Below are 12,940 nucleotides of genomic sequence, written 5' to 3'. Positions count from 1 at the left end.
GTCTCCGGAGCAAAAGCCCGCTCCGCCCCCGCCGGTCCTCGGGGTGAGCATCCTGACCGGGGCTCATAAGGAAACCATGGATCCCTGGCAAAAAGAGTTGGAAAAGCTGGCCAAGGAAAAAAAGGTGCGGCTGATCTGGAAAAAGGCGCAAGATGCCGGGGAACAGGAAAAGCAGTTTGAGGAACTCCTCAAAGCCAAGCCTGATGCCATTATCGCCTTTATGCCGGATGTGCAACCGGCCAAGAGGATGGCCCAAAAGGCCGAAGAGCAGGACGCGCGGCTGCTGGCCGTCGGTGTAATGCCGCCCGATAGCCCCTTGGACGGCTTTGTGGGGGTTGATCTAAAGACCATTGGGCGGGAGCAAGGAGAATTTGTGGCGGAAAGCCTGGGAGATCTCTCCTCCGGCAGGGTTTTGATCATGATGACTGATGCCCGCAATGAGTGGGAGCAGCAAATCCTGGCGGGCAACCGGGAAGGGCTGGCCCGGCACGGGGGCCTGGTGGTGATCGAACGGGAGATGCCCACCGCCGATATCCCCCTGGCCCTGAACCGGCTCTGGGACGAGTTGGGAGCCCTGGACGCGGTTATTACCCATGACGACGAGACCACGAAAAAAGTGCTGGTCTCCCTGGCAGGGCAGCCTTTTGCCCCGGTCACCGCCGGGATCGGCGTTTCCAAGGAGACGGCCCAGTTTATTGCCGCCGGCAAGCATCACGGGGAAATGGATTTGGAACCGGAAGCCATGGCCAGGTACGCGTTTGATGCGGCGGTGAAGCTGGCCAACTCCGGGGAATGGGATTACGAGAGCTGGGTAGACAGCGGTTCCTATCAGGTGCCGGTATTATACACTCCCAGCCGGGTGATTACCAGGGACAACGTCTCCCTGTTAAAAGCCAGGCACGGGACCATTGAGCCCAAAGCCCCCGACGGGCAAGTAGACGGCAGTGGCGGCGGCAAGGAAAACCCGTCTGACGGCGGCGGGGAAAAAGAGCAGGGTCAGCAAGGGAGCAAGATCAAAGTGAAACTGAAGGATGGACAAGAGTTGGAGTTCATGGTGCCCGGAGAAGTGCAGGGCGTTGAACTGGAGAACGGGGGCGGGGAGAAAAAGCAGCAGGAAGAACAAAAGGGAGGTGAAGGACAGCAGTCTTAACCTTTCCTTAGCCTCCCACGGATCCACTCGTTCTTTCTATTTCAGGAATTGGAATTGCTTCGGCTGTTCCACAAAAGCCTGGTAGAGGCTCTTGTTGTTCAGTTCCACCGGTTGGGGCAGGTTGGGAGCGCAGACCAACTCCAAACCGCAGGACTGGAGGTAGTTGGGATTCTTGACGAAATCCCCCTTGTTGTGCTCGGTCAGGATATAGTAGTAGGCCGCTCCCTGCTTTTCGGCAAAGGGCTGGTAGTTGGGCTCCATACTGCCGTTTACCAGGTTAGCGGTGACCAGCGGCTCGTCCCCGGGGTTAATGGTGACATGTCCAAACCCGGAGGGGATGTAGACCCGGTCCCCCTTTTTCGCAGCGACCACCCGGACTTCCTCCGGTTCCCCGCTGCGGTTATTTTTTTGCATTAAATAAAGAGCCTCGCCGGCCAGCACTTCATAATACTCCGAGTAGGTCTCGTTGCTGTTCGGTTTCAGGGGATGAAAGTGGCCCACTGTTTTGTAATACTCCCGCTCGATCAAGCCGGGCAGGATGACCGTGATGTCATATCGCAGGTTGTGTTCCGGGAATAAATCCCGGTCTTCCTCCTTCATGACGCCCCGGTAGATGTAGTACAGGGGCACGTTGTCGAAGTCTTCCGGTCTATGATAAAGCACGTTTAACACATCGGCCAAATAGCGGATTTCCGGCTCGGGATGGACTATATCATCGGCAAAGGATAAAAGTCCGTTTTCCAGGACCGTAATCTCTTTTCCAATATACATCAGCCAGCCTCCTTGGCATTTTTTTCTTAGGTTATATTATATCGCATCAATCTGGACATGGAAAGGATGATGTGTATTCCTGCCAAATCGAGGAAAAAGGCCGGCCTCTCCCCAAAGCCGGCTAGTTATTCTGTGCCCGCTTTTCCGGACCGTACATCTCGTTGATGACCCGGGTGATAATCTCCCTTTCCGTATCGTCAAACAGGCGCTTTAAAGCGAACTCCACCACCGTGGTAATGCTGCCGTTGGGGAGCTGGTAGATCTCCGATTTGACGATGCGGCCGATGCCAATGGCCACTTCGCTCTTATTCACGATGATGACATCCATGCCCACCGGGTGGGACAGCTTCATTCCCTCCCGGGAAAAGCCCAGGATGATATTGCCGCTGGACCTGCGCCACAGGATGCGGCCGGTTTCTTCCTCTTCATATTGCTGGCCCGGTTCTTCCGGCAGCTGGTCCACCGGCAACCGCAGCAGCCAGGTAAATTCGTATTTGTATCCCATGCATGTCACCTCTGATCTATTTTCTGAAATATGGATCTATTTATTCGTCGCGGCGTAAACATTTCCTGTCTCCCGCCGGCCCGTTTATGAAACATAAACAATTTTCGCAAAAATTTCTCCATGATTTCGCAATAAATTTGTAAAATAAAAAGGAGTTATTTGCTTGCCTGTGGAAGTATTCCCGTTAATGTTCTGGAGATTATGCCCATTAGTCTGAGAGGGAGGTCGGCGAAAAGAGTGTATTGGAATCAGAAGTACGAATGCATGCCGCGGGAGGAACTGCGCTCCCTGCAGCTGGAGAGGCTCAAGCAGACGGTGGAACGCTGCTTTTACAACGTGCCCCATTACCGGAAGCGAATGCAGGAGTTAGGTATTGAACCGGAAGACATTCAAACCCTGGATGACCTGAGAAAACTGCCCTTCACGGTCAAGGATGACCTGCGGGACAACTACCCTTACGGCATGTTTGCCGTCCCCTTAAGTGAGGTAGTGCGCATCCATTCCTCCTCCGGTACCACGGGAAAACCGACGGTGGTCGGGTATACCAGGCAGGACCTGCATACCTGGACGGAACTCATGGCCCGGTCCCTGACTTGCGGCGGGGCCGGTAAGGGTGACGTGATCCACAACGCCTACGGGTACGGCCTGTTCACCGGCGGGCTGGGGGTCCATTATGGAGCGGAAAAAATCGGTGCGTCCGTCATCCCCATCTCCGGGGGCAATACCAAGAGGCAGATCATGATCATGAAGGACTACGGCAGCACCGTTTTGACCTGTACCCCGTCTTATGCTTTATACATAGCGGAAGTCATGCGGGAAATGGGTTACACTAAGGAGGACTTCAAGCTCAAATGCGGCATCTTCGGCGCCGAGCCCTGGTCCGACAACATGCGCCGGGAAATCGAGGATAAACTGGGGATCATGGCCCTGGACATCTACGGCTTGAGTGAAATCATCGGCCCCGGTGTCGCCATGGAATGCCCTGAGAAGCAGGGGCTGCATATTTGGGAAGACCATTTCCTGGTGGAGATTATCGATCCCGATACCGGCGAGCCGCTGCCTCCCGGCGAAACCGGCGAGCTGGTGATTACCTCCCTGACCAAGGAAGCCTTGCCCATGATCCGGTACCGCACCCGGGATATCACCCACTTGATCGAAGAACCTTGCCCATGCGGGCGGACCCACCGCCGGCTGTACCGGTTCAGCGGCCGCACCGACGACATGCTGATCATTCGCGGCGTGAACGTGTTCCCGTCCCAAATTGAAAGCGTGCTCTTGGAAATCGGCCAGACGGAGCCCCATTACCAGCTGATTGTGGACCGGGAAGGCACCCTGGACATTTTGGAAGTTTGGGTGGAGGTTTCCGCTGACAAGTTCTCCGATGAAGTGAAAGAGCTAGAGAAGCTGGAGAGAACCATCCGGGCCAATATCGAAAGCACTTTAGGCATTTCGGTGAAAGTAAAACTGGTGGAACCGAAGACCATCCAGCGCAGTGAAGGCAAAGCCAAGCGGGTCATTGACAAGCGTAAGATTTAAACCTTCAGGAGGTGCGCTTCATGAAAGTCAAACAGATTTCGGTGTTTTTGGAGAACAAGTCAGGCAGGCTGCATGCCGTCACCGAGCTCTTGGCCAAGCACGGGATTAATATCCGGGCCCTGTCCATTGCCGAGACTTCCACTTTCGGCATCCTGCGGCTCATCGTGAACGAGCCGGATCTGGCCTACAAAGCCCTGCTGGAGGCCGGTTTCACCGTGAGCCTCACCGATGTGATCGGCGTGGAAATGCCCGACGAGCCCGGCGGACTGGCCAAGGTAATGGGTGCCCTGGACAAGGCGGGCATCAACATCGAGTACCTCTATGCTTTCATCAGCAGCCACAAGGGCAGGGCCATGGTGATCTTCCGGGTGGAGAACCTGGAGGAAGCGGTGGAGTGCCTGCAAAAAGAAGGTATCAGGGTCATGGAAGGAGAAACACTATACAAAATGTAAATCAAACCAGTGTGGATATAGGAGTGTAGGCAAATGACGGATTTCAATCAATTAACCAGACAGGCACTGAACGGGATTAAGCCTTACGTGCCGGGGAAACCCATCGAGGAAGTGCAGCGGGAGTACGGTTTAACGGATATTATCAAGTTAGCCTCCAATGAAAACCCCCTCGGGCCGGCGCCGAAAGCGGTGGAAGCGGTCCAAAAGGGCTTGGTCAATGCTCATATTTACCCGGACGGGTCCTGCTACCAGCTGCGGCAAGCCCTGGCCGCTTTTCAGGGGCTTGATGCCGGGTGCTTCATTGTTGGCAACGGTTCCGATGAAATCATCAAGCTTTTGGCGGAGGCCTTCATCAACGAAGGAGATGAGGCCATCATGGGCCAGCCCTCTTTCTCCGAATACGATTTTGCCGTCACCCTTATGGGCGGCAAAATGGTGAAAGTGCCGGTCAAAGAGGACTTCGCCCTGGACCTGGACGCCATGGCCGGGGCGATAAACGAGCGGACCAAGCTCATCTTCCTGTGTAACCCGAACAATCCCACCGGCGCCATCGTCACCGGCAAGGAAATCGAGGCTTTCCTGGACCGGGTACCGGGCAATATTGTAGTAGTCTTCGATGAAGCATACTTTGAGTACGTGGAAGATCCCGAGTACCGTTCCGGGCTGGAGTTCCTTAAGGAAGGCAGGCCAAATGTGATGGTGCTCCGCACCTTCTCCAAGATCTACGGCCTGGCAGGTTTAAGAATAGGCTACGGCATGGCCCAGCCGGAGCTCATCCAGTGGGTCAACCGGGCCAGGGAGCCCTTCAATGTGAATTCCTTGGCCCAGTGGGGAGCCCGGGCGGCGCTGGAGGATACGGAATTCATTGCCAAGAGCCGCCGGGTGAATAACCAGGGCAAGGAGTACCTGTACCGGGCTTTCCAGGACCGGGGTATCAAATACATCCCCACCCATACCAATTTCATTTTTGCCGACGTGGGGGTGGATTCCAAGGCGTTGTTTACGGCCATGCTCAAAAAGGGAGTCATCATCCGCACCGGTGACATCTTCGGTTATCCTACTTTCATCCGGGTGACCATCGGTACCCCGGAGGAGAACCGGCGGTTCATCGAGGTCTTGGATGAAACATTAAAAGAGCTTCGTTAACGGCGAAGCTCTTTTTTTCATGGGTTAAATGCCTAGGATTTGTCTAATGCGCTTGGCTTGAGCCCTGCTCACCGGTACTTCACTCTTCTCCGCGTCGTCGACTATGAGAATGAGAGTACCATTATAAAGTGGGATAACTGCCTTGGCCTTCTTGATATTGACCAGGTAAGAACGGTGGCAGCGGTAAAACTGGTCGGGATTGAGCCGCTGCTCCAGTTCTTTTAAGGTAAACCGGGTGAGATACCTTTCCCGGGCCGTCTTGATATAGGTGTAATCGTTGCTGGCATGGACGTACACGATGTTTTCCTCGGCCAATAGGATGGTTTTCCCTTGCGACTCCACGGGAATCAAGCCCAGATGCGCGGAACCCGTCTTGCGATCGGCTTCATGGTTTTTCGGGGCGGCAGCGGTGGAAGATCTTAAACTCATTATCTCTTGGATCTTCTGCACCGTCTTCGCCAGGCGCGCCGGGTCGATGGGTTTCAACAGGTAATCCACCGCGTCCACGCTGAAAGCGTCCAAGGCAAACTCTTCATGGGCGGTGATGAAAACCACCAGGGGAGATTTGCCCAGTTCTTTAATCCGCTGGGCCAACTCCAGTCCCGTAAACCCGGGCATATCTATATCCAAAAAGAGCACGGCGTAGTCCAACGCTCCAATGAGTTCCAGCGCCTCGTAGGCATTGGTAGCTTCCCCTACCACTTGGATTTCCGGGTGCTTTTCCAGTAGATACCGTAATTCTTTGCGAGCCGGATATTCGTCATCGACAATTAATGCTTTCAGTGGCATGTTATCACAACCTACTTTCTAAAGGTGAGGACCAATAAAAAAATATTTGACGAGTGGACAATAAAATCCTTTTGTATGTTGGAGAAAAAATTTCTAAACTTTTATCACCGGCAGAAAAAAATAGTAATATTTGCCTCATCATTATTATATCCTTTACTAGTAACAAAATAAGGTAAAGGAGGTAAGAATTTTGAAAAAGCCGGTTCGTTACGTAGCGGTAATGGTAATGCTAACAGTAACAACCCTGTTCCTATTGACCGGTTGCGGGGCGATGGAGACCTTATCGGCCATCAAAGAACGGTTCAACAGGGACCAGAGCATGGCGGAACAGCCGGTGGAGCCGATGCCGGACGAATTTGTGCCGTCCTGGGAGGAGACTAGCCCCCCGGAAGACCTGAGGGAAGTAGTACTGTACTTTGCCGACGGCTACGGCCAATCCCTGGTGGCTGAAACCCGGCTCATCCCCAAGACCGAAGGCATTGCCCGTGCCACCATCAATGAACTGCTGGCCGGCCCGTCCCCGGACTCCGGGCTTTTGCCTACCGTGCCTTATGGGACCATGCTCCGGGACATCAATGTCAAAGATGACGGCTTAATCATCGTGGATTTCAGCCGGGAATTAATAGACAACCATGCCGGGGGACAACTGGGCGAAACCTTAACCGTATACTCCATCGTCAACACTTTGACGCAATTCCCCACTGTTGACCGGGTACGCTTCTTGGTCGACGGGCAGGAAGTCAACACTATTGCCGGTGGCATAGATTTGACCCGGGAGATTTACCCGGACAGCAGTTTAGTGAGCAGTAATGAATTATTGAATTAAGAATAAACAGAATGAAGAGCTGTCTTTATCATCATATCATATTTAAAGGTTGGGTGTAGTTTTACTCCTGACCTTTTTTGTTTTATTATTTCCCAATGCCATGGGAACAATTGCCTCCTTCCTTTCGTCAAAAAGCAAGAGGAAAAAACATAAAAATCTAGAATAACTGTTAATTGCAGACAGCTTTTGACATGAGGAAGGGGGTGACAACCATAACTAGGAAGAAGCTTGCCTGCCCAGTGACATTTCTGGTGATAGTGAGCCTACTCATGGCGCTGTTTACCGGTACTGCTTGGGGCGCAGACAACGCTAAAGGAATCGTGACGGGCAGCCTTGTCAACATTCGTTCCATTCCTTCTACCTCCGGTCAAATCATCACCCAGGTACCGAAAGGAACAGAGTTAACCGTTTTGGGCAGTCAAGGGGATTGGTACCAAGTCCGCACTAATACCGGTAAGACCGGCTGGATTGCCGGTTACCTGGTGGAAGTGCAGCAGGTACAGCCTAGTCAAACTACCCCCACGTCAGAGCAGGAAGTTAAGGTGACCATAGACGGCAGGCCGGTTGAGTTCGATATACCGCCGTACATAGACGCGCAAAACCGGACGATGGTTCCCATCCGCTTCGTGGCTACGGAACTGGGTTCCCAGGTCCACTGGGATGCCCAGGAACAGCTGGTGAGCATCACCGGGGACAACCAGGTGATTCTCCTCTGGATCGGCCACCAGGTGGCTAAAGTGAACGGGGTTGAAGTGGCCCTGGATACCGTGCCCATGGTGAAGGACGGCCGGACCATGGTGCCCCTGCGTTTTGTGGGAGAAAGCCTAGGGGTGGAGGTCAGCTGGGAAGGTGCCACCCGGACGGTGGCCATTGCCAAGCCGAAACCCGAGCCGGGAGATGCTGTTCCCCCCGGTACCCCGGGAACGGATCTGGCCGGCCGCATTGCCATCATTAACGGCTCCGTGGTCAATGTCAGGAGCGGCCCCGGTACCGATTACACCGTGGTAACCCAGGTCAAGCAAGGGGATGCCCTGACTATTTTGGGAGAGAACGGAGACTGGTACCAGGTGCAAACCGCCGACGGCTCCCGCGGTTGGGTAGCCAACTGGCTGGTATCGGTGCGCGCTGATGCCGGCGGTTCTTCCCGCAGCCCTGAACCGGGTGACCGGCCCAGGCCCAGCCCGCCGGTTTACACCGGGGAAAACTTCTTAACGGATTTATTCATCAATGACCTGGGTGACCGGCTGGAAGTGACCATGAAAGGGGAATATCCCCTCAATTACACCATCATGAGCTTGGGCAATCCCCAGCGGGTAGTGCTGGATTTTTATAACACCACTTTGCAGTTGGGATGGGACAGCGATGTCTGGGACATCACCGGCAATCAGCTGGCCCAAGCGGTGCGGGTCGGGCAGTTTACCGAAACCCAAGCCCGGGTGGTCATTGACCTGAAATCCGTGGCCAGCCCCACCATTCAACAAAATGATGACGGCACCGAGCTGACCCTGGTGCTGAAGCCGCCTTCCATCGAAGGCAAAGTCATCGTCATTGACCCCGGTCACGGCAGCATCCAGCCGGGCGGCTGGTCGGATCCGGGTGCCGTAGGTTCCACCGGGCTCCAGGAAAGGGACGTGGTGACCGATATCGCCTGGAAGCTTTATGAGATCTTGCAAAAGGAAGGAGCCACGGTCATTATGACCCGGTCAGGGTCCACCACTAACCTGGATCTAGCCGGCCGGGCGCAAATTGCCAACGACGCCAATGCGGATATCTTCGTCTCCATCCACTGCAACTCCCATACCAATCCTGCCATTGACGGCACCTCCACTTATTATTATGCTCCCTGGGACAGCGTGCTGGGAGCCCAGCGGGCCGCCAGGCAAAGACTGGCCACCCTGGTACAGCAGGAATTGGTAGCCCAGTTGGGCCGCCGGGATATCGGGATCTTGGAGGCCAACTTTGCGGTATTAAGGGAGACAAGGGTTCCTTCCATTTTAGTCGAAACTGCCTTTATCTCCAACAAGCATGAAGAACAGCTGTTGGCGACGGAGGAATTCCGGGCCAAAGCGGCCCAGGGCATTGCCAACGGCATCATCCGGTACTTTGCCGAACTATAAAGAACTGCAAAAATCGTCCTCGCCAAGGGGACGATTTTTTGCTGGGCACATTTTGGCCTTGGCTGTTGCGCAAGCTCACGGTGATTGCTAAAATGGGATAGGATTGCAGTAGAGTTGAATAATAAGATGCGGAAGGGGTCCGGTTTTGGTGGGGGAAGTCTTGCTGGGCTATTTGCTGATTTTTTGTGCCCGGGTGATAGATGTCAGCTGCATGACCCTGCGTATGCTGCTGCTGGTCCGCAATAAGCCGCTGGCGGCCGCCGGCATCGGTTTTGTGGAAGTGACGGTTTACATTGCCGCCCTGGGATATGTGGTGGGCAACTTAAATGATCCTTGGAGTGTTGTTTTTTATGCCCTGGGCTTTGCCACCGGCAATATCGTAGGCAGTAAAATTGAAGAGCGGATGGCCATCGGTTACGCCACGGTGCAGGTGATCACTTTATGCGAACCGCTGGAATTGGCAGAAGAGCTGCGCAGCATGAATTTCGGCGTCACCGTCATTGAAGGAGTGGGCAGGGAGGGTATTCACCCCATCCTTCATATCATATTGCCCAGGAAACGGGTGCCCGAACTGATCAACAAGATTGACTGCTGGGATGAGAAGGCCTTTATTACTATCATGGAGACCAAAGCCACCCAAGGCGGATTTGGGGTGGCCAGGCATTGCCGGACAGGCAAATGAATAGAAAAGGCTAGGAGGTATTTCTTTGGAAACGAGAGTGGATGGGCGTTGTTGGGACCAGCTGCGCCCGGTGACCATTGAAAGGAATTTCATCAAGCCGGCCGAGGGTTCCGTATTGATTTGTGTGGGCGATACCAAGGTGATCTGCACAGCTACCGTCGAGGATAAAGTGCCGCCCTTCCTGAAGGGTACCGGTAAAGGCTGGGTGACGGCGGAATACGCTATGCTGCCCCGGGCTACCGAACAGAGAACGGTGCGCGAGTCCTCCAAAGGCCGGATCGGGGGCCGCACCATGGAGATCCAGCGCCTGATCGGCCGCTCCCTGCGCTCCGTGGTGGACCAGGATGCCCTCGGGGAGAGGACCATCTGGATCGACTGCGATGTGATTCAAGCCGACGGCGGCACCCGGACCGCCGCCATCACCGGCGGTTTTGTGGCGCTGGTGGACGCTTGCCGGTACCTGCTGGCTAATCAATTGATTGAGAAAAGCCCCATTACCGATTTCCTGGCGGCTGTCAGTGTGGGCAAAGTAAATGACCGCATGTGCCTGGACCTCTGCTTTCACGAGGATTCCCAAGCCCAGGTGGATATGAACGTGGTCATGACCGGGCAGGGCAAACTGATTGAAGTCCAGGGCACGGCGGAAGGTTTGCCGTTTTCCAGGAGCGAGCTCAATGAGCTGCTGGACCTGGCCCACAAAGGCATACAGGAATTAATCGTCATGCAAAAAGACGCCCTGGGGGACGTGGCATCCTCGGTGATCAGGCCGTGAAGAGAACCATCATTTTAGCCACCCACAACCTGGGGAAAGTCAAGGAATTAAAGGACCTGCTGGCGGATCTGTCCTTTGAGATTGAGATCAAATTCTTACATGATTACCCCGCCCTGGGTGCTATCGAAGAAACTGGCAGCACTTTTCACGAAAATGCCCGGCTGAAGGCCCAAGCGGTTTTTGCCTTGACGGGCCTCCCGTCCATTGCCGATGATTCCGGGTTGGAGGTGGATGCTCTGGGAGGCGCTCCCGGCGTGTATTCCGCCAGGTTTGCCGGGGAAGATGCCACGGATGCGGATAACAACGCGAAACTGTTGCGGGAACTGGCCGGCGTACCGGAGGAGGAGAGAACGGCCCGCTTCCGTTCCGTCATCTGTGCTGTTTTCGGCCCCGGCCGGGAGTATTATGCGGAAGGTGCCTGCGAAGGGCGCATCGCCTTGGCCCCGCGAGGCAGCAACGGCTTTGGCTACGATCCCTTGTTCTTGCTGGCTCCTGATTATGAAAGGACCATGGCCGAATTGTCCCTGGCGGAGAAAAATGCGGTGAGCCACCGGTCCAGAGCTTTCCGGAACCTCAAACCCCTGCTAGTTCAATTGCTGGAGGAGGGTAAGCAGTGATACGGTTGGGTATTCTCAGCGATACCCACAAAGAATTAGGTGCCGCAAGACAGGCCCTGAAACAAATGGGCCCTGTGGATGCTTTGCTGCATGGGGGAGACCACTACCGGGATGCCCGGCAGCTGGCGCGGGTGGTCCCCGTGCCGGTGGAGGCGGTGGTGGGTAATTGCGACTGGCTGGGCGCCGACGGGCCCGAGGAACTGGTGCTCCGGTATGAAAAAGTGAAAATCCTTTTGACTCATGGGCATCACTACCGGGTGAAGCAGGGATATAGCCTGCTGGTGGACAGGGCCCTCCAATTAAAGGTGAATGCGGTGGTTTTCGGCCACACTCATTTAGCTTATCAAAGCCGGGAACAAGGGGTACTGCTTTTCAACCCGGGCAGTTTGGCCTTCCCGCGAGACGGGGGGAACCCCACCTTCGGCATCTTGACCATTGACGGGGATGAGATCAAAGGGGAGATCCGGGAGCTGAAAAGCCCGTAAAATTTTGCGCCGATGCCCTTGCACGAACCCGCTTTTGGTGTTATAATTACTTTCGTCCTTGGATGTGTGGGCATACAGCCCGGCGAGCCAGCAGGCAAAAAAATACTTTGACCTGAGCGGCATTTTTGGGTATAATATGTATGCTACTCTGGCACCAGTACTTGCGGGTGTAGCTCAATGGTAGAGCACTGGCCTTCCAAGCCAGCTACGTGGGTTCGATTCCCATCACCCGCTCCATTTATCCGAGCGCCTGTAGCTCAGCTGGATAGAGCAACTGACTTCTAATCAGTAGGTCGCAGGTTCGAATCCTGCCAGGCGTGCCACTATTCGTATTCATGGTGGATGTAGCTCAGTCGGCTAGAGCACCAGATTGTGGCTCTGGGGGTCGTGGGTTCGAGTCCCATCATCCACCCCATTCTTAATTTTGACGCTGGGGCGTAGCCAAGCGGTAAGGCTGCGGACTTTGGATCCGCCATTCGTTGGTTCGAATCCAGCCGCCCCAGCCAATTTTCATGGGCCATTAGCTCAGTTGGTAGAGCACCTGACTCTTAATCAGGGTGTCCGGGGTTCAAGTCCCTGATGGCCCACCATTTTTTGTGTCATACATGAGCCATTAGCTCAGCTGGTAGAGCACCTGACTTTTAATCAGGGTGTCCCGCGTTCGAGTCGCGGATGGCTCACCATTTTTTTATGTGTGAGCATATGCGGGTGTGGCGGAACTGGCAGACGCGCTAGACTTAGGATCTAGTGGGGCGACTCGTGGAGGTTCAAGTCCTCTCACCCGCACCAGTGTCTTTGGGAAAGGCCGTAAGGCCTTTTTTGTTTGCTTCTGACTGTCGTCGATCCCCGATAGCGCAAGAAACGCTGGAAAACGACGACAGTTGTTTTTTGCGGTGTTCCCTTGTGTACCAAGGGTAGAAGGTTTTTTTGGAAATGTGTTGAATAAAGTCAATAAAAATGTCGAGTACTGTATTTGGCAAAATAAAAGTGATCCACTTTTAATCCTTATGACATTACAAAAGTGATCCACTTGCGAGCCGGATTAAAAATTATGACACTGCAAAACTGATCCATTTGCCCGGTTATGACACC

General features: G+C 54.4%; 13 protein-coding genes and 7 tRNA genes. 17 read left to right on the top strand and 3 right to left on the bottom strand.

The genetic code is table 11. From position 1 onward, the window contains the following. Positions 1–1,150, top strand: a 1,150-nt coding sequence (locus GXX34_06440; GenBank protein ID HHW07150.1) for a sugar ABC transporter substrate-binding protein, incomplete at its 5' end; no start/stop codon positions are given. A gap of 36 nt (positions 1,151–1,186) precedes the next feature. Here the strand turns inward: GXX34_06440 and GXX34_06435 are convergent. Together GXX34_06435 and GXX34_06430 are read right to left on the bottom strand one after the other, a co-directional pair. Further along, positions 1,187–1,921, bottom strand: a complete 735-nt coding sequence (locus GXX34_06435; GenBank protein ID HHW07149.1) for a glucose-6-phosphate isomerase — start codon at positions 1,919–1,921, stop codon at positions 1,187–1,189. Between the two features lie 121 nt (positions 1,922–2,042). After that, positions 2,043–2,426, bottom strand: a complete 384-nt coding sequence (locus tag GXX34_06430) for a hypothetical protein (protein HHW07148.1) — start codon at positions 2,424–2,426, stop codon at positions 2,043–2,045. Between the two features lie 201 nt (positions 2,427–2,627). Here GXX34_06430 and GXX34_06425 point away from each other — a divergent pair, with 201 nt between their 5' ends. From GXX34_06425 to GXX34_06415, 3 genes are read left to right on the top strand one after another with little or no spacing between them, the layout of a single operon-like run. Further along, on the top strand, positions 2,628–3,962 hold the full coding sequence (locus tag GXX34_06425; GenBank protein ID HHW07147.1) for a phenylacetate--CoA ligase: 1,335 nt from the start codon (positions 2,628–2,630) through the stop codon (positions 3,960–3,962). Between the two features lie 20 nt (positions 3,963–3,982). After that, positions 3,983–4,414, top strand: coding sequence for an ACT domain-containing protein (locus GXX34_06420; GenBank protein HHW07146.1), 432 nt, complete (start codon positions 3,983–3,985; stop codon positions 4,412–4,414). Between the two features lie 33 nt (positions 4,415–4,447). After that, positions 4,448–5,560: a histidinol-phosphate transaminase gene (locus GXX34_06415; GenBank protein ID HHW07145.1), complete on the top strand. Its 1,113-nt coding sequence runs from the start codon at positions 4,448–4,450 to the stop codon at positions 5,558–5,560. Between the two features lie 24 nt (positions 5,561–5,584). Here GXX34_06415 and GXX34_06410 read toward each other — a convergent pair whose 3' ends face one another. Next, positions 5,585–6,349: a response regulator transcription factor gene (locus tag GXX34_06410; GenBank protein ID HHW07144.1), complete on the bottom strand. Its 765-nt coding sequence runs from the start codon at positions 6,347–6,349 to the stop codon at positions 5,585–5,587. Positions 6,350–6,539: 190 nt separating this feature from the next. Here GXX34_06410 and GXX34_06405 point away from each other — a divergent pair, with 190 nt between their 5' ends. The 13 genes from GXX34_06405 to GXX34_06345 all read left to right on the top strand — a co-directional run bounded on the left by GXX34_06405 (position 6,540) and on the right by GXX34_06345 (position 12,637). Next, on the top strand, positions 6,540–7,175 hold the full coding sequence (locus GXX34_06405) for a GerMN domain-containing protein (protein ID HHW07143.1): 636 nt from the start codon (positions 6,540–6,542) through the stop codon (positions 7,173–7,175). A 257-nt stretch (positions 7,176–7,432) separates the two neighbouring features. After that, the gene (locus tag GXX34_06400) at positions 7,433–9,292 is read left to right on the top strand and encodes an SH3 domain-containing protein (protein HHW07142.1); all 1,860 of its coding nucleotides are present in this window, start codon (positions 7,433–7,435) and stop codon (positions 9,290–9,292) included. Between the two features lie 148 nt (positions 9,293–9,440). Next, positions 9,441–9,974, top strand: a complete 534-nt coding sequence (locus GXX34_06395) for a DUF2179 domain-containing protein (protein ID HHW07141.1) — start codon at positions 9,441–9,443, stop codon at positions 9,972–9,974. A gap of 25 nt (positions 9,975–9,999) precedes the next feature. Further along, positions 10,000–10,746: a ribonuclease PH gene (gene rph / locus GXX34_06390; protein ID HHW07140.1), complete on the top strand. Its 747-nt coding sequence runs from the start codon at positions 10,000–10,002 to the stop codon at positions 10,744–10,746. Beyond that, on the top strand, positions 10,743–11,363 hold the full coding sequence (locus tag GXX34_06385; GenBank protein ID HHW07139.1) for an XTP/dITP diphosphatase: 621 nt from the start codon (positions 10,743–10,745) through the stop codon (positions 11,361–11,363). Before rph ends, GXX34_06385 begins: the two co-directional genes overlap by 4 nt. After that, positions 11,363–11,848: a metallophosphoesterase gene (locus GXX34_06380; GenBank protein ID HHW07138.1), complete on the top strand. Its 486-nt coding sequence runs from the start codon at positions 11,363–11,365 to the stop codon at positions 11,846–11,848. Before GXX34_06385 ends, GXX34_06380 begins: the two co-directional genes overlap by 1 nt. 163 nt (positions 11,849–12,011) lie before the next feature. Next, positions 12,012–12,085, top strand: a tRNA-Gly gene (locus GXX34_06375). 9 nt (positions 12,086–12,094) lie between these two features. After that, a tRNA-Arg gene (locus GXX34_06370) sits at positions 12,095–12,171 on the top strand. A 15-nt stretch (positions 12,172–12,186) separates the two neighbouring features. Continuing rightward, positions 12,187–12,263: transfer RNA gene (locus GXX34_06365), tRNA-His, on the top strand. 16 nt (positions 12,264–12,279) lie between these two features. Further along, a tRNA-Gln gene (locus GXX34_06360) sits at positions 12,280–12,354 on the top strand. 8 nt (positions 12,355–12,362) lie between these two features. After that, positions 12,363–12,438: transfer RNA gene (locus GXX34_06355), tRNA-Lys, on the top strand. 17 nt (positions 12,439–12,455) lie between these two features. Continuing rightward, positions 12,456–12,531: transfer RNA gene (locus tag GXX34_06350), tRNA-Lys, on the top strand. Between the two features lie 21 nt (positions 12,532–12,552). Then, a tRNA-Leu gene (locus GXX34_06345) sits at positions 12,553–12,637 on the top strand. Positions 12,638–12,940 lie beyond the last annotated feature (303 nt).

It is taken from the genome of Clostridia bacterium, from assembly GCA_012840125.1.
GTDB lineage: Bacteria > Bacillota > DULZ01 > DULZ01 > DULZ01 > DULZ01.
This window is presented reverse-complemented; position numbering and strand designations above follow the sequence as displayed.